This is a genomic window from Microbulbifer epialgicus, from assembly GCF_041447265.1.
Classification (GTDB): Bacteria; Pseudomonadota; Gammaproteobacteria; order Pseudomonadales; family Cellvibrionaceae; genus Microbulbifer; species Microbulbifer epialgicus.
Map to the genome: position 1 here is coordinate 75,594 of NZ_JBGMEK010000001.1, position 15,535 is coordinate 91,128.

Consider the following 15,535-nt stretch of genomic DNA (forward strand, 5'->3'; position numbering starts at 1 on the left):
AAGATGTTGAATTGGGATAAATACAGTGAAGAGAAGGGCGCTGGAGCCGATATGTGCGAGGCTGAGGCACTTCAAGTACAGAAGATTAATACGGAGACTACGGCAAATGATTTGCTGAGTAGGGCTCAAGCAAGCATTGCCAATATGGATGTCGGACCAGGGCTTGACGAGCTTGAAATAGGTGCAGCTAGAGTTCAAGTTGACGACAAACGCATGATCAACTGCAGGGCAGACTTAAATCAACTTGTGCCATTCAAGTATGAATGGGCCTGGCAGAAGTACTTAGATGCATGCTCCAATCACTGGATGCCCCAGGAGATCAACATGGCTAAAGATATTGCTATGTGGAAAGATCCTAACGGCTTGTCTGACGATGAGAGGCTAATAATAAAGCGTAGTTTGGGCTACTTTTCCTCCGCTGATTCGCTAGTGGCAAATAATTTGGTCCTAGCTATTTATCGGTTAATCACTAACCCAGAATGCCGCCAGTACCTGCTACGTCAAGCTTTTGAAGAGGCGATTCATACGCATGCCTATCAGTACTGTGTGGAATCACTGGGGATGGATGAAGGCGAAGTTTTCAATATGTATCGGGAAGTGCCCTCCGTAGCCCGTAAAGCTGCTTGGTCTATTGCCCACACTAGGGGAATCTCCAATCCAGATTTTAAGTCAGGAACTATAGAGACGGATCAGGAATTACTAAGGAACCTGATTGCTTTTTATGCGGTAACTGAAGGTATCTTTTTCTACTGTGGTTTTAGCCAAATCCTTTCCATGGGCCGTCGTAATAAAATGATGGGGGTGGCTGAACAGTTCCAGTACATTCTGCGTGACGAGTCGATGCACCTAAATTTCGGTATTGATGTCATCAACCAGATCAAACTGGAAAACCCGCACCTGTGGACTAATGAATTTCAGCAGGAGGCGACACAAATGATCCTTGAAGGTATGGAGTTAGAAATAGCTTATGCTCGCGATACCATGCCCCGTGGTGTATTAGGTATGAATGCCAGAATGATGGAGGAATACCTGCAGTTTATAGCCAATAGGCGTCTTAATCAGTTGGGATTATTAGAGCAATTCCCGGGTGTAAAGAATCCCTTCCCTTGGATGTCCGAAATCATGGACCTACGCAAAGAAAAGAATTTCTTCGAAGCGCGTGTAATTGAATATAAAACAGGCGGTGCACTCCAGTGGTAAGCAACGGTGAGTCACAGCATTAAGTGACTCATGCCATCTGACAGCTTTGATAGTATTTCTCAAAAGCTGTTGAAGTTGTTAATAAGCACATCTTCGGGGTACACAGTGTCAAGATCAAAATCCCTTTTTAGCGTTAATCGTATTCTAATCTTGGTATTCGTAATACTTGGACAGGTATCAGATGGTTTGCAACTTGCTGATTTATTTTTCTTTGTGGCCACTGTGCTGTGGATTTGGCTCCCGCTCTGTGTCCGTTACGAAATGACAGCTATAAACCATATCACTCACCAGAACCAAATAACAAAAGAGTGACATGGCTATCCCTAGAAATAATGAAAAAAGAGTAAGGGTTCATTAGGTGAAGTGATCATTTCTATATAAGTTGATGAAGTTAAAGAGATTGATATGTTTAGTCCGATAGAAGCTTAAATCAACAGAGTTAAAGGTAAGCCAATGAATTCTGAAACTGAAGCCAAAAGCAAGTCTTGTCAAATGAATGTAGCTAAACGTGATGGACGTATTGTTCCCTATGATAAAGAGCGCATCCGTGTGGCGATTACGAAGGCATATTTAGACCCTCGTGTAGAAGGTATTGCAGGTGTCGGGTCATCTAGAGTTAAAGATAAAGCTCGAAAAATCTCTGATCTGATAACAAATATTTTTAAATCTCGAGCCTCTTCTAGCGAGATAATAGATATCGAGCAAATCCAAGATCAAGTAGAACTCGCCTTAATGCGTGAGGGTGAGCAACAAGTTGCACGGTACTATGTCATTTACCGTGAGGAACGCGCACAAAAAAGGGCCAACGCTAAAAGTCATTTTTCTTTAAGCGAGAAGCTTATTCAGGTCGTTGGGGAAAATGGAAAGCGATATCCTCTAGCTATAGATCGGCTAAAGAAAATTATATCTGAAGCCTGTGGAGGCTTGATGAATGTGGATGAGAATCTCATCCTGACTGAAGCAAGGAGAAACCTTTTTGATGGAGTGTCAGAGAAGGATGTTTCTAGTGTCCTAATAATGACAGCTCGCTCTCAGGTAGAAAGTGACCCTGAGTATTCAATGGTGACAGCGCGGCTTTTACTTGACCAGCTAAGAACCGAAGCCCTTACTGCTTTAGGAGTAGCAACCAATGCTACTCATTCGGATATGCATCGCCTATATGGAAATGCCTTTAGAGCTTTTATTGACGTGGGGGTGAACCTGGAGCTGGTTGATAGTCGCTTAACTGATTATGACCTTAATTATATTGCAGGTGCTATAGATCCGGATCGAGACAACCAGTTTACTTATCTTGGGTTGCAGACCCTCTACGACCGCTATTTCATTCACCACAAAGAAATACGCTTGGAGCTCCCCCAAGTGTTTTTCATGCGCGTAGCAATGGGACTTGCGGTTAATGAAGAGAACAAAAATGAGCGCGCGGTAGAGTTCTACAACCTGCTGAGCTCTTTCGACTACATGAGCTCCACCCCGACTCTGTTCAACGCCGGCACCCTGCGCCCGCAGCTGTCCTCCTGCTACTTGACCACGGTACCGGACGACCTGCACGGCATTTACGGCGCGATCCGCGATAACGCCATGCTGTCCAAGTGGGCAGGCGGTCTCGGCAATGACTGGACGCCAGTGCGCTCCCTGGGTTCCTATATCAAAGGCACCAACGGCAAGTCCCAAGGTGTTGTGCCCTTCCTGAAAGTGGCCAATGACACCGCAGTGGCCGTCAACCAGGGCGGTAAGCGCAAAGGCGCTGTCTGTGCCTACCTGGAAACCTGGCACCTGGATATCGAGGAATTCCTCGAGCTGCGCAAAAATACTGGTGACGACCGCCGACGCACCCACGATATGAACACCGCCAATTGGGTCCCCGACCTGTTTATGAAGCGCGTGTTCGAAGACAAAGAGTGGACCCTGTTCTCCCCGGCCGATTGCCCGGACCTGCACGACCTGTTCGGCACCGCATTCGAAGAGCGCTACAACCACTACGAGCAACTGGCTGCCGAAGGCAAGCTGCGTCTGTTCAAGAAGATCCGCGCACTAGACCTGTGGCGCAAGATGCTGGGCATGCTGTTCGAAACTGGCCACCCTTGGATCACCTTTAAAGACAGCTGCAACCTGCGCAGCCCGCAGCAACATACCGGTGTGGTACACAGTTCCAACCTGTGCACCGAGATTACCCTCAACACCAAGGCCGACGACGAAATTGCCGTATGTAACCTCGGCTCCGTCAACCTGGCCCAGCACATTGACGAGAACGGCGAGCTGGACCGCGCCAAGCTGGCCAACACAGTAAAAACCGCCGTGCGTATGCTCGATAACGTTATCGATATCAACTACTACGCCGTTGAGGGTGCGCGCCAGTCCAACATGCGTCACCGCCCTGTGGGCATGGGCCTGATGGGTTTCCAGGACGCGCTGTACAAAGCCGGCATCGCCTACGCCAGCGACGAAGCGGTAACCTTTGCCGACAGCACTATGGAAGCCATCAGCTTCGAAGCCATCTCCGCTTCCAGCGACCTGGCAGCCGAGCGCGGTAAGTACCAAACCTACGAAGGCTCCCTGTGGAGCAAAGGTGTTCTGCCCCTGGATTCCATCCAGATCCTGGCGGAGCAGCGCGGTCAGCAATTTATCGAACAGGACACCAGCTCCACTCTGGACTGGGACGGCCTGCGCGAAAAAGTAAAAGCCCAGGGTATGCGCAACTCCAACGTGATGGCGATCGCCCCTACCGCGACCATTGCCAATATCACCGGCGTTTCCCAGTCGATCGAACCGACTTACCAAAACCTGTATGTGAAATCGAACCTGTCCGGCGAATTCACCGTGGTAAATCCCTACCTGGTACACGATCTGAAAGATCGCGGCCTATGGGATCAGGTGATGGTCAATGACCTGAAATACTACGAGGGTTCTGTACAGAAAATCGATCGCGTACCGGAAGACCTGAAAGCGAAATACCGCACCGCATTTGAAGTGGAGCCGCGCTGGATCGTGGACGCTGCCAGTCGTCGCCAGAAGTGGATCGACCAGGCCCAGTCCCTGAACCTCTATATTGCCGGTGCCGACGGCAAGAAGCTGGACCTGACCTATCGCATGGCTTGGTTCCGTGGCCTGAAAACCACTTACTACCTGCGCGCACTGGCTGCCACTACCACAGAGAAATCCACGGTAAATAACGGTACTTTGAATGCGGTAAGCGCATATAGTAATAGATTGGCACCAGATTCTAAGGTATGTGCCTTAGATGCCTCCGACTGCGAGGCTTGTCAATAATAACTGCCCCCACTTAATAATTACCTCCTCCAACAGCCCCTTTCGTAGGGGCTTTTTAATGTGCCCCTCCTAATACTCCATCTTCATATCCGATACTCGACACTTGCGCCGCTCAAGGCCTACCAGGGAGATATAGCCTACCAATTAAACTTCAGGAGCTTCAGGTTAGTGTGGCGCCAAAAGGCACTGATCGCTATCGCGATCCATAACGTAAACAAACCTTCCTTTCTCTGGCTGCAACGAAAAGTAAGGTGCTATCGCACCCTACTTTTGCTCTTTTAAAGATGCATATCTATTGGATCATTTTTGCTATATATGCAATGATTTGTATTGTACAAAACAATATATGATATCTATGGCCTTAACCCCAACTGAAGCGCTTTATTCATCACTACAGATGGCGTATGACCACTTTAATACTGAGCTATTCGATGGGCGTTTGCCGAATGTGATTTTCACAATGCAGCGGCAGCAAAAATGCATGGGGTATTTATCACCGGATAGATGGGCATCTACTGAAAGAGATCAACACTGTCATGAGTTAGCGATCAACCCATCCTTTATTGGAAAGTCATCACTACTTAACACATGCCAAACTCTGGTGCACGAGGCATGTCACGTATGGCAATACAGTGACACAAGTGCAACCCCAAGCAGAAATGGGTATCACAACACAGAGTGGGCTTTAAAGATGGAAGGGATAGGCTTGATGCCTTCCCATACAGGATTGCCCGGAGGAAAGAAAACAGGCCAGAAAATGAGCGACTACCCAATCCTGGGAGGCCAATTTCTTGAAGCCTGTAGAACCTTAATCACAGTTCAATCGTTTAGGATTCCATGGTTTGATCGATGGGCATTCCCTGCCAATGAATATCAGTTGCCCCACGAGATCAAAGAGTACTTAGATGGAAAGCAAACCGGTGCCGGACAGGATGAGCCCCCACAGTCGAACGTGGTTGAATTGCTAGCAACTCCATTAGTTGAGTTACTCAAAGGGGGGAGAGCCGACACATTCTTACCTGCTGCTGCCAAAGCCCCACCGACGAGGACTAAGTATCAATGTGATTGCAAAGACAACATTTGGGGAAAACCAGGATTAAAGATCAAATGCGAGACGTGCAAACAAAGATTCCTCGCGCTGGATTAGACGATTTCGTTAAGCTTTTTTATCTATCACACAATCTCTATTCCCCCCGTTACTGCACGCACGTAACACACTGTTACCCTTACGAAGGGCATCTTGTTACCTATAAATACGTAACGATAAGATGGTAAGAAGAATAGTTATGATGAAGGTGCATGGGTAGACAAGAGAATCCGCTCATGCGGTTTTCGTCACTAGACTCCAAAAGCCACCAACCCACATCGCTTTATTGCGGTTTTCGTCACTGTTCGCCACATCCAACGCAAGCCTGGAAGTTTCACTGCGGTTTTCGTCTCTTAAAGAGAGAAAAGGGTTGTTTTCAAACTTTTAGTGCGTTTTCCGACCTGTATCGATCTCTCTCAGCCACAACACTTATCTATGAGACAAGTGTTGTGGTAAGGATACTTCCTATTTTTTGACGCGAAATGCCAATGTAGCGATTCTTTTTCCCACTTGAATTGAGTTTTGTTTCTTTTCTTTAAGGTAGCATAGTTGCGCTTTTTTTTTACTCCTGCTTAAATATGCGCAACTTAGTACTTATTTTGATATTTATACAAACATCATTTAAAGGGGATATTTATGGATGAGAGTGTAGATCTGGTGGATGGAACCCCTAATTTCGGTCTTCTTAGAAGAAAAACGCAATTGATTTTGAAGCGTCTGCAGCAGGATGCTCAGGGGTATAAGAATTTTACAATTGAATCTAGACCACTAGGCCGCCTGTTTTCTGGCACTAAGGTCGCAACTATGGTTGGCCGTTCGAGAACCACTCTGAAAAAGCTGGAAGATAAAATCATAGCTGATATGAAAAATGGAGAATTACCTAAAGATTTTCTTCCGCCATTAGAAAGGAACTCAGAAACTGGACGAGTTGTTGGTTATCCATTTCCCTGGGTTCAAGCTTTTCGTGAAGCAGCTGGTACTTCGCCATGGCGGGACCCAGCAATAGATGAACCCTTCATTTTAGCCGTATGCCAATTCAAAGGAGGGGTAGGGAAGACAGAGACTGTTTCGAACTTGGCGCGACATTTAGCATTGAAGGGGTATCGGATTCTTGTAATAGATATGGACCATCAAGGTTCCTTAACTGGTTCTTTCGGTTACTTTCCAGATATGGTTTTCAAGGAACAACACACGGTTATTCCATATATCAAAGGGGAAGAAGAAGACCTCGAATATGCTGTCCAAAAGACAGCTTGGCCGAACATAGATCTTATTCCTGGGTGTATGGCGCTTGAAGAATTCAACTGGGCAATGGCCGATTATGCATTGCAGGCTGAAACTAGTGAAGATAGGAAGGAACTCTTCTATGAGTTGCGCCGAGGAATTGAAACCGTCTCTAACAACTATGACATGATCCTAATCGATAGCCCGCCGAGCTCCAGTATTAATAGCTTTGAGATTATCGCTGCAGCGGATGGTGTGATTGTCCCTATTCCTCCTCGTAAACATGATCTAGCTAGTACCGAGCAATTCCTAGGGATTGCTGAGAGGTTGACCCAGACAGTTGATGATGGAAATGGAAACAAGGCGGAAGGAACTTTGTCGGGTAAGAAGTTTAAATTTCTTCGCTTCCTTGTGACCCAGTTTGTAAATGAGGGTAACCGCTCAAAGAATGACTCTAATTTTTATGAAATTTGCCGTGGGATCTATAGCTCTTACTGTTATGAGAAAGTCTTCCGAATGATCAGTAATATCAAAGAAGCTGCTCGTGATTTTACTACCGTATACGAAGTCGAAAAGCCAAATAGCTCAGTTTTACAGGAGCTTGATGCAGTTTTTGAGCAGATTGAAATGGACATTTTAAGACATTGGCCGTCTAAGCAGGATCAGATAAGACAAGCGGGGTTGGGGGGCTAATCAATGGCAAATCCAAAAAAAACATTAGATACCGTCGCGCTCCTACAAGGAGTGGGTGATGGTATGGAAGATTCCTTTGCTAGTACAGCCCATGCCACTGAGGGTCTCAAAGAAGAGATGCCTCAAGAGAAACTACCTGCACAAAAAATCATGTCAGGGGACAAGCTTAGGGAGACTACAAAGAAGAGGACAATGGTGCTTGAGCTGAACCCCGGAATCTGTAGGCGGTGGCGATATTACGACCGATTCGATGAGTGGTTTACTTACGAGCACTGTAAAGACCTAATTGACGACATGTATGAGCGGGAGCAAGAGATTCCTGGCATTGTCCGAAAGCTGGTTGATGATCCTGAGGGCAAGGAGTATGAGGTAGTATTCGGAGGACGCCGACATTTTTCCGCTGACTATATAACTAGTAAAAAGGGTGTTTACAAACCATTCAAAGCAATTCTCAAAGACATCAGTGATAAAGAAGCTGCCCGATTAATGGACTTAGAGAATAGGAAAAGGGCTGATATCTCTGATTTCGAACGGTGCGTTAGCTATCGTCAGCAAATTGGAAAAGCACCTGGTTATGTTCCGATTTTTAACACACTAAACGAACTTCGTGAGGCGATACAGTCTGGAGAGGATGGAGAGTCATCTAATTTTAACGGAAAGTCTTTCACGAAGGCAGCGTTAAGCCAGATGACAACAGCCGGAGAATTGAATGAAATAGAGGAGCTTATTAGTCTATTCAAGGGGCGGAGAATTAATATTCCTTGGTCTTATGCATACAAGTTGATGAAAGTCTGGAACTCTGGCGACGATAGTGCACGAAATAAAATACTGTCTCGAGCCAAGGTTCTAAAGGATATGGCTAACTCTAAATCCCCTGAGTTTCTTCTAAAGGAGTTAATCTCTGCGACAGCTGCGACAGAAGTACAGTCAGCTCTACCTTATAAGGACGACCTAAAAATCGGAGAGAAAGTTGCCGTAAAAGTTAGAGCTACTAACAAAGATCTATCCTTTAAAATCCCACTTAAAATACTCGATGAACACGACGATAAGTCATTGTTAGAATTGATGAAAAAGGCAATGAAAACCTTCTCGACTCAGTAGATATAAGAAGGAAGGGCTAGTGACGCAGCCTTTCCTTGTTTCTATTTAAAGCTGCAGAAGAGCCTAAGGATGGGGGATCCTGATATACTTGCCTGATTCTATTCACTTCATCCGGCAGTGCTCCTGGCAGACCTTTCCGTGTTCGCCCAAACTTTGCTCGGCCATAATGGACGGTTGCTGTGTCATCTGTAGCATGGCCAACTATTGCAGCAATTTCATCCCGACTGTATTTGGCCTTCTTTAAGTTAGCAATAAACTGGTGACGACAAGAATAAAAGGTGACTCTACGGCTAGCAGTGGGGAAGATCTTACTTGTAACACGATAAAAGTGCCCTCTGAGGTGAGTGTAATATTCATGCCAGTTGGTCGCCTTCTTCCCGCTGGGCTTAGACCATCCTTGGGGTGAGTGTGGGTTAGCATATTGCAGTGCAATACGAATATAAAGTAAGTCTATTTCATCTAGATGATTTAATAAAAGATGCCTGAATTCACCATGAGATCGCCCGTTAGTATGTTTAGCATTTTTTACTTTAAGAACAGGAAGAGCTTTAAATTCGTAGTTACCTTGGGATTCATTCTCATTTATTAAGAAAGAGTTTTTTAGTTCTTCAGGCCTGAGTCCAGTAGCTAATATAGCTTTGAAAAGAGAGAGTGTTGGTTTAGCCCAGAAAGATGTGCTCGCAGTACTTGATAGGTACTTTACTATCATTTCTTCTTCTCTTTCAGTTACCGATTTTTTTTTCCGAGAAGAAGTGTTGCGTTTTTGTATAGGAACCTCTCTAATATCCCTACATCCATCGGAAGAGATATTCTTTAGTATCTCAAGTAATTCAACCTCTTTCTTTAATTCAAGAAACCAAATTGTCGAAGCCTTATACTGCCTCCACGTTGAGCTGCTAATTTCTGGCTTTAATGATATTAACCAATCGACAAAATCAGGCAGCGAACTCTTGTGTACTTTTTGTGACGACTGAAAGCGTTGAAGTAATTGTTTTGCACGGACTAAGTAATCAGATTTAGTAGCATCAATTTTAGAAACAGTAATTCCGTCGTTAACTAATGGCATATATCAAAACTCTTTATCTACTCCTCTTGTTACATCCATGCGTAACAGTCATAAGCCAAGATTAATAACAAATTTTAACAATAATCACCATCGAAAAAGTAAATAAAATAGATCGCCCTTCTTGCATCTGTGCGGCACGTTAACGTGAATGAGTTGGAAATGTTATGAAAAGTACAGATTTTCTTTGCTGGTTCACCCATGTATTTGATTGAATGTTGTTTTCGGAACTAATGCGGTTTCCCGCATTTTGTGCCGGTGAGCGGCACATTAGGTCTTTAGTCGTGCTCTGTTCTCCTGGATACTGTAAGAGGAGGTAACAACAGAGAATTTATATCAGGGTGGATTTTTCCATTCAAAAGAGAGAATTTACGATGAAAAAATGGAAGATACTTGGTTTTATCTTATCTACCGTATCGGTTATTTCAGCCTGCTCAAGTACACCTCTTGACATTAATGAACCTGATCCAGCATCTATTAGGTTGGCACAAGTAGCTGAGAGTATTCAAAAGCATGACAATGATTTGGCAGATATTGAGATGGCTCGATACCTAGAAACTCATGGAGCCGGGCCCGAAGAAATAGATGTTTCAAAGATACCTTCTCTTGAAAGGATAGAGTCTCTAGGGGCTGCATGGCATGGTCCGATTGATAAGCTTGTAATAAAATTATCTGTATTAGCTGGACTGAATCCCCCACGCTTTCTCTCAGTAAAACCATCCTCAGATGTAATCGTAAATGTTAATACAGACTATCGAAGAATCATTGACATGTTACATGATGCTGGAACCCAAGCTGGTAGTCGAGCAAATGTTACTTTAAAAGTAAAAGAGCGACTTATTGAAGTTGAATATCTCCCATACTTCTAAAGGAGATTAGACAAATGCTTCATTTAAAAAAAATTCACTTACGTACAGGTGCAATTTTATTGTTGTCCTGTACTGCTCTACTCTTCTCACACTTACTTCATGCAGATAGTGAAAATTTCTCTCCAGACACACAAAAAAAAGAAAAGCCAATAAGGCTAAAAGAATTATATAAGATCACAGAGTCTGTCGACTACAGAAAAAATGATCAAGGTGTAAAGCAAATACGATTAAAAACTCTAAAACAGGCCGCTTTCTCTTGGGGAGTGCAAGAAGGCCTCTATTGGCGTTATGAGGAAATAGTAGAATCTTTAGAACAGCAGTCATTGGAACTGCATACAGTTTTTAGCTTCAATAAGTTTATTGTTGATGGAAAAATGTTAATGCCTTCTGTAATAGAGGCAGAAAGAATATTTGAACAATCAACTGAATCAACAATCAGAACGGTAAATATATCATATACGTTAGATAAACCTGCAAGGATGGTTCCTTCACCCCCCACATGGAGAGATTACCTACTTCGTCATATAGATGAGCCGCAACAACCTCATGAGGTGATTTTCCCAAGGACCAAAGAAGAGGCAAAAGCATGGAGAGAAAGCCTGGATAGTGGCTTCGAAGAGGGTGTGCGTCAGGCAAATGACATTTTTGAAATTGATTTGCGTAGATTACAGAAAGACATTGAAGGGATGTATAGGTTTAGGAAGTTATTGGCAATGGGTATTGTGACTATGCCAAAAATTTCAATGTCCAAATATTCTGTCATCGAATTAGATAATGGTAAAACACTCAACATTAATGATGTGATTTACAGTATTACTACACAAAGTGATTTCAATGAAACAGATAAATGGCAGCCATTCTTTAGGCAAACTGGAGCGTCACAATGACAGGAAGTTGGGAGGACGAAAACTTAACCAATTTCAATAAAGAGGGGTTTGATAAGTTTCTTAGATGGTGCTTTGAGAATGATGTAAGTGATATTTTGATAGAAACCGGTGAAGTGCTCGCAGTAAAAAAATTCGGTGAAGTCACTGATGTTGGCAGCAAAATATTACGTTACGATGAAATAACAGGTATTTTAGGTGAAATTTATCAACCCGCTTCAGCCTCGTTATTAAAATCTGGCGAAGAACTAAATTTTAAATATTTAGTTTGTAAAGAAGACGATTCAGTAATTAGATTTCGGGTTAATGCAACGTCTTGCCAGGGCTCCGAAGGATCGGACGATGGCATTGAAATAGTAGTACGCCCTATACCTGGAACGGTGCCAGATTGTGATGACCTTGATATTGAAGAAGAAATTAGAAAAGCCTGTAGCGCGCAGTATGGGATAATTCTGATTACGGGGCCTACAGGTTCTGGGAAATCTACAACAATTGCGGCTTTGCTTAAAATGATAGGTGTAAAATATCGACGGCATATTGTCACTTTTGAAAGCCCAATAGAATTCGATTTAAAGTCCATTCCCAATCGGAAATCTCGTATTGTTCAAAGTGAAGTTCCGATAAATTTAGGTTCATTTAGCGCAGCGACAGTTAATTCATTACGTAGGGCGCCCGATATCATTTTTTTTGGTGAAGCTAGAGATGCTGAAGTGATATCAGCTTGTATTAGGGAAGCACAAACTGGCCACTTGGTGCTTTCTACCGTGCATACAAACAGCGTGGCAATGACCCCATCTCGTATGGTAGATGAATTTGATCCTGCGGAAAGAAAAGGAGCTACTAGCAAGCTAGTTGATGCTTTACGATTGATTGTACATCAAAGACTCTATCCAAAGATGGGTGGAGGGAGAATTGCGATAAGAGAGTTTCTCATTTTTACTGAAGAAATGAGGAGGAAATTACTATTTGCGTTACTCACGAAAGATGACCTTGGTAGTGAAATCGAAAAGCTTGTCAAAGAAAACGGTAAACCTTTACTCAGTGATGCAAAGAAGAAATTTAGGGAAGGTTGTATAGATTTATCCACTTATATAACAATTGTTAACGAAGTTGGAGATAAAGATAAGGACCTAAAAATTGTTCCTGAGGTCGCTAAAAAACTTTTGCAAAAATCACTAATAAATAAAATAACCTACGACACTTGGATTTCCGACATGAGGATTCTGGAGGAAGCATAGTGAAATTTTATGAATATACTCAATGGCGAAATACAGGGTTGGCTGCCCGTTTGGGGCTCGTTATTGCGTCAATTGATGCTAGGGCTTTTGTATTTATATTTATATTTATATTACATATATCATGGGAGACTCTTTACACATTCCTTGGCATAGTAACTTTTTTCGGATTGCTAGAGTACCTAGGGTATTCAGTGCCTGTAGCAATAAGAAAGGCTAGATCGTTAATAGCTGGCCGACGTAGATTTGTACAGAGAACAATTTCCAGACGCAGGAGAATTATCCATGGCTAAAAAGGTAGCACCGGCTGATTTACAGTTCACACCAGTATATGGCGATGAAATAACAGATGTAGCGGTAGATAATGGTTATGCAGATCAGAAAGTAGCATTCTGGCACCGTAATCATAAGGGGGAACATGCAATCGCAGAAATGCTAATTCCCTCAAGAGCACAAATGGGCGCAATTAATATTAGCATTGATGGTAATTCGTCGGGAGTATACGAAATTGATGGGGATCCATGGACTGTTGGGAGGGATGTTACAGAGCCGGAATCTATTCGCGGTCAAAAATATGCCTATTCAGAGTTAAATACAGTCCTTGTTAATCACTCATTAATAGCTGCAGGATTTTCCGGTAGATCTGTTCGTATATCCACTGGTTTACCATTTGATCACTTTTTTAAAAATGGTCAAAAAAATCAACTTCTAATAGATCGAGTAAAGAAGTCAATGGCAGAAAAAGTGAAACCAAGAGGAGAAATATCTGCGGCGATAATTAAAGAACATATTTTATATCCTGAGTCCACCGCAGCGTACGTTGATTATGCAGTAGATGAAGTTACAGGTGAAATGAAGAACAATATAGAGACAGGGCTCGCTGTCGTCGATATTGGTGGTAACACAACAGACATAACTTACATCAATCCAAATAATACGATCAATACGGATCGTTCTGGTTCAAGAAATCTAGGTGTATTAAATGTAAGAGATCGATTAAGTCGTCAAATAAAAGAAGATTTTGGTGTTGACGAATTGAGAGATGCGCAGCTAGATAGTGCTTTACGTTCCGGAGTATGTCAAATTTTCGGTAAAAAAGAAAATGTAGAGAAGCAAATTGAAACTGCAAAACGAATGAGCACCAAAAAACTTATGAATTATGTTGATGAAGTAATAGGCGATGCAGCAGATCTAGATTTGGTGTTATTCGTAGGTGGTGGTGCTCAAATATTAAGAGATATTATAAAAGAATATCCACATGCTCACGTTCCTGATCGTCCACAATTCGCGAATGCACGCGGGATGTTGAAATACATGACTTTCGTCAACTAATTAGGAAAGCTCTCATGGCAGATGAGCATCGTCTGACGTTTGAATTAAGCTATTCTGGCGAACTTGAAATTTTAGCTTTAAATTCAGTCGTCAAAAAAATGTCCATCTCAAAGCGCTCCCATGAATATATTAGGCGAATTATGGTCTTAGGCCTTCAGTTCAAAAAGATATTGAATAAGGTCAATCATAAAATTCCAGAAATCCAAAAGGCGATAACTGGAAAGGAAATTCATTCCAAATCCAGGGAGTTCAAATTCAGGTTAAACATCGAAGGCGAGAGTAATTTAGCTACAACACCTGAAGAAGAAATATGGACTGCTATTTCAAAAATCTCCAAGAGAGATCAAAGAAAACAATACTTGAGAGAGCTATTTCTTTATGGGTATTGGTTTGAATCCCTAGCCGAAAGAGATATTTCAGTAATAAATCAGCTAATAGGTGGCGGAATGCCGATTACTTCCGCAAATTTAGGAGATATACCAAACGTATTAGCCGAAAATTCAGCCAAAACGAAACTTGGAGGATTAATGCCACAATGAAAATTATCGAGTGTTATAAATTTTTAGTTATTTTTGCTGCTGCTTTAACTACTGTCCCGGCCACAGCAAATTTTTTTATTGATCATCAAGGGACAGAGGAGACTCAACGATCACCAGAAGAGCTTCGCAGGTTAAAAGGAGCCCCAGATGGCTATCGCCTTCTTGAGGATAAGACATATGGTGTCATTCATCAAATAGGAGAAGGTGAAGTAGTAAAAACAAAAAGTTTCGGCACGGACAAGTCCCTTAAAGATGCAATCTCTCTACTGATGCCTTCAAAGTGGATTGCGTACATAGAGGAAAATATTGATGACCCGCGAAAGGTGGATTGGCAGGCAGGTGCCAATGGGGAACCCTGGTTAGATGTTCTTGACCGCGTTGGAAAAAATTATGGGTATCGTTTCGTTGTAGACTGGGATCAGGAGTTATTGCAGATATCTTCAGATGAAGACTATATCGCCCCGGATTACAACGACTCCATCTCTTTAAAAGATCCTAAGTCTGGTAGAACTATCTTCGTTTATTCTGCGAAACCAGTAGAAGAAACAGGCGTCATGGTAGTTGATGGACAAGTTATCCCTGTAAAGTTAAATAACTAGTTAGTTTAAACAATCACTTTACGCACAAACCGCAACATGTTACGGTTTGTGCGAAGGATCAAGGGATGGAACTAGTTGATAATTCTTGGTATTTTACCGCTATAAAAGGAATCGTTGTTTTACTGGCGGGGTCAATATTTTATAGGATTATTAAGCAAAGTCTTTGGAACTTTGGGGCGCGAGTTGTTCGTATTGCATATGAGCACGAGGACGCAAGATTCTTTTGGCTGCTGAAGGAGTTGTTTTCAGCCTTAATTAACGTGATATATATCTGGTTTGTACTCCAAGGGCTAATAATATTGGTCATGGGAGTTATAGGTGTGTCGCCAAAAGAGCTTGTTCAGTGGCGATTTCAAGAGGTTGCACTCATTGCTACACTTTTGATGACGTCTGTATGCGGTTGTATGCGTATGCGTCAAAAAACTGAATCAGATTAATGATT

The 15,535-nt window shown here is 42.9% G+C and carries 14 protein-coding genes; 13 read left to right on the top strand and 1 reads right to left on the bottom strand.

Annotation, left to right across the window (positions count from 1 at the left end; all coding sequences use genetic code 11):
* The first annotated feature begins 3 nt into the window (after positions 1-3).
* From ACCI49_RS00475 to ACCI49_RS00495, 5 genes are all read left to right on the top strand, one after another.
* The gene (locus ACCI49_RS00475; RefSeq protein WP_371836998.1) at positions 4-1,200 is read left to right on the top strand and encodes a ribonucleotide-diphosphate reductase subunit beta; all 1,197 of its coding nucleotides are present in this window, start codon (positions 4-6) and stop codon (positions 1,198-1,200) included.
* A 453-nt stretch (positions 1,201-1,653) separates the two neighbouring features.
* Complete coding sequence (locus ACCI49_RS00480; RefSeq protein ID WP_371836999.1) at positions 1,654-4,467, top strand: ribonucleoside-diphosphate reductase subunit alpha; 2,814 nt, start codon at positions 1,654-1,656, stop codon at positions 4,465-4,467.
* A gap of 355 nt (positions 4,468-4,822) precedes the next feature.
* Entirely contained in the window at positions 4,823-5,614 is a 792-nt protein-coding gene (locus tag ACCI49_RS00485) for a SprT-like domain-containing protein (protein ID WP_371837000.1), read from the top strand.
* Between the two features lie 576 nt (positions 5,615-6,190).
* Complete coding sequence (locus ACCI49_RS00490) at positions 6,191-7,471, top strand: AAA family ATPase (protein ID WP_371837001.1); 1,281 nt, start codon at positions 6,191-6,193, stop codon at positions 7,469-7,471.
* A gap of 63 nt (positions 7,472-7,534) precedes the next feature.
* On the top strand, positions 7,535-8,572 hold the full coding sequence (locus tag ACCI49_RS00495) for a ParB N-terminal domain-containing protein (RefSeq protein WP_371837002.1): 1,038 nt from the start codon (positions 7,535-7,537) through the stop codon (positions 8,570-8,572).
* 16 nt (positions 8,573-8,588) lie between these two features.
* Here the strand turns inward: ACCI49_RS00495 and ACCI49_RS00500 are convergent, their stop codons facing one another.
* On the bottom strand, positions 8,589-9,638 hold the full coding sequence (locus ACCI49_RS00500) for a site-specific integrase (RefSeq protein ID WP_371837003.1): 1,050 nt from the start codon (positions 9,636-9,638) through the stop codon (positions 8,589-8,591).
* Positions 9,639-10,009: 371 nt separating this feature from the next.
* Between ACCI49_RS00500 and ACCI49_RS00505 the strand changes: the two genes are divergently transcribed.
* The 8 genes from ACCI49_RS00505 to ACCI49_RS00540 all read left to right on the top strand — a co-directional run bounded on the left by ACCI49_RS00505 (position 10,010) and on the right by ACCI49_RS00540 (position 15,530).
* Positions 10,010-10,504: a DotD/TraH family lipoprotein gene (locus tag ACCI49_RS00505; protein WP_371837004.1), complete on the top strand. Its 495-nt coding sequence runs from the start codon at positions 10,010-10,012 to the stop codon at positions 10,502-10,504.
* 14 nt (positions 10,505-10,518) lie between these two features.
* Positions 10,519-11,391: a type IV secretory system conjugative DNA transfer family protein gene (locus ACCI49_RS00510; protein WP_371837005.1), complete on the top strand. Its 873-nt coding sequence runs from the start codon at positions 10,519-10,521 to the stop codon at positions 11,389-11,391.
* The gene (locus tag ACCI49_RS00515) at positions 11,388-12,626 is read left to right on the top strand and encodes a type IV pilus twitching motility protein PilT (RefSeq protein ID WP_371837006.1); all 1,239 of its coding nucleotides are present in this window, start codon (positions 11,388-11,390) and stop codon (positions 12,624-12,626) included. Before ACCI49_RS00510 ends, ACCI49_RS00515 begins: the two co-directional genes overlap by 4 nt.
* Complete coding sequence (gene icmT / locus ACCI49_RS00520; RefSeq protein WP_371837007.1) at positions 12,626-12,916, top strand: IcmT/TraK family protein; 291 nt, start codon at positions 12,626-12,628, stop codon at positions 12,914-12,916. The genes ACCI49_RS00515 and icmT overlap by 1 nt, the downstream gene beginning before the upstream one ends.
* On the top strand, positions 12,909-13,955 hold the full coding sequence (gene parM / locus ACCI49_RS00525; protein WP_371837008.1) for a plasmid segregation protein ParM domain-containing protein: 1,047 nt from the start codon (positions 12,909-12,911) through the stop codon (positions 13,953-13,955). The genes icmT and parM overlap by 8 nt, the downstream gene beginning before the upstream one ends.
* A 14-nt stretch (positions 13,956-13,969) precedes the next feature.
* Positions 13,970-14,494 (top strand): hypothetical protein, encoded by a 525-nt coding sequence (locus ACCI49_RS00530; protein WP_371837009.1) that lies wholly within the window; start codon positions 13,970-13,972, stop codon positions 14,492-14,494.
* On the top strand, positions 14,491-15,093 hold the full coding sequence (locus ACCI49_RS00535; protein WP_371837010.1) for a hypothetical protein: 603 nt from the start codon (positions 14,491-14,493) through the stop codon (positions 15,091-15,093). Before ACCI49_RS00530 ends, ACCI49_RS00535 begins: the two co-directional genes overlap by 4 nt.
* A 65-nt stretch (positions 15,094-15,158) precedes the next feature.
* Positions 15,159-15,530 (top strand): hypothetical protein, encoded by a 372-nt coding sequence (locus ACCI49_RS00540; RefSeq protein ID WP_371837011.1) that lies wholly within the window; start codon positions 15,159-15,161, stop codon positions 15,528-15,530.
* Positions 15,531-15,535 lie beyond the last annotated feature (5 nt).

What these genes read in the sequence shown, in the direction of transcription:
- ACCI49_RS00475 (WP_371836998.1), top strand. Translation starts at nt 4, where the DNA reads ATGTTGAATTGGGATAAATACAGTGAAGAGAAGGGCGCTGGAGCCGAT.
- ACCI49_RS00480 (WP_371836999.1), top strand. Translation starts at nt 1,654, where the DNA reads ATGAATTCTGAAACTGAAGCCAAAAGCAAGTCTTGTCAAATGAATGTA.
- ACCI49_RS00485 (WP_371837000.1), top strand. Translation starts at nt 4,823, where the DNA reads ATGGCCTTAACCCCAACTGAAGCGCTTTATTCATCACTACAGATGGCG.
- ACCI49_RS00490 (WP_371837001.1), top strand. Translation starts at nt 6,191, where the DNA reads ATGGATGAGAGTGTAGATCTGGTGGATGGAACCCCTAATTTCGGTCTT.
- ACCI49_RS00495 (WP_371837002.1), top strand. Translation starts at nt 7,535, where the DNA reads ATGGAAGATTCCTTTGCTAGTACAGCCCATGCCACTGAGGGTCTCAAA.
- ACCI49_RS00500 (WP_371837003.1), bottom strand. Translation starts at nt 9,638, where the DNA reads ATGCCATTAGTTAACGACGGAATTACTGTTTCTAAAATTGATGCTACT.
- ACCI49_RS00505 (WP_371837004.1), top strand. Translation starts at nt 10,010, where the DNA reads ATGAAAAAATGGAAGATACTTGGTTTTATCTTATCTACCGTATCGGTT.
- ACCI49_RS00510 (WP_371837005.1), top strand. Translation starts at nt 10,519, where the DNA reads ATGCTTCATTTAAAAAAAATTCACTTACGTACAGGTGCAATTTTATTG.
- ACCI49_RS00515 (WP_371837006.1), top strand. Translation starts at nt 11,388, where the DNA reads ATGACAGGAAGTTGGGAGGACGAAAACTTAACCAATTTCAATAAAGAG.
- parM (WP_371837008.1), top strand. Translation starts at nt 12,909, where the DNA reads ATGGCTAAAAAGGTAGCACCGGCTGATTTACAGTTCACACCAGTATAT.
- ACCI49_RS00530 (WP_371837009.1), top strand. Translation starts at nt 13,970, where the DNA reads ATGGCAGATGAGCATCGTCTGACGTTTGAATTAAGCTATTCTGGCGAA.
- ACCI49_RS00535 (WP_371837010.1), top strand. Translation starts at nt 14,491, where the DNA reads ATGAAAATTATCGAGTGTTATAAATTTTTAGTTATTTTTGCTGCTGCT.
- ACCI49_RS00540 (WP_371837011.1), top strand. Translation starts at nt 15,159, where the DNA reads ATGGAACTAGTTGATAATTCTTGGTATTTTACCGCTATAAAAGGAATC.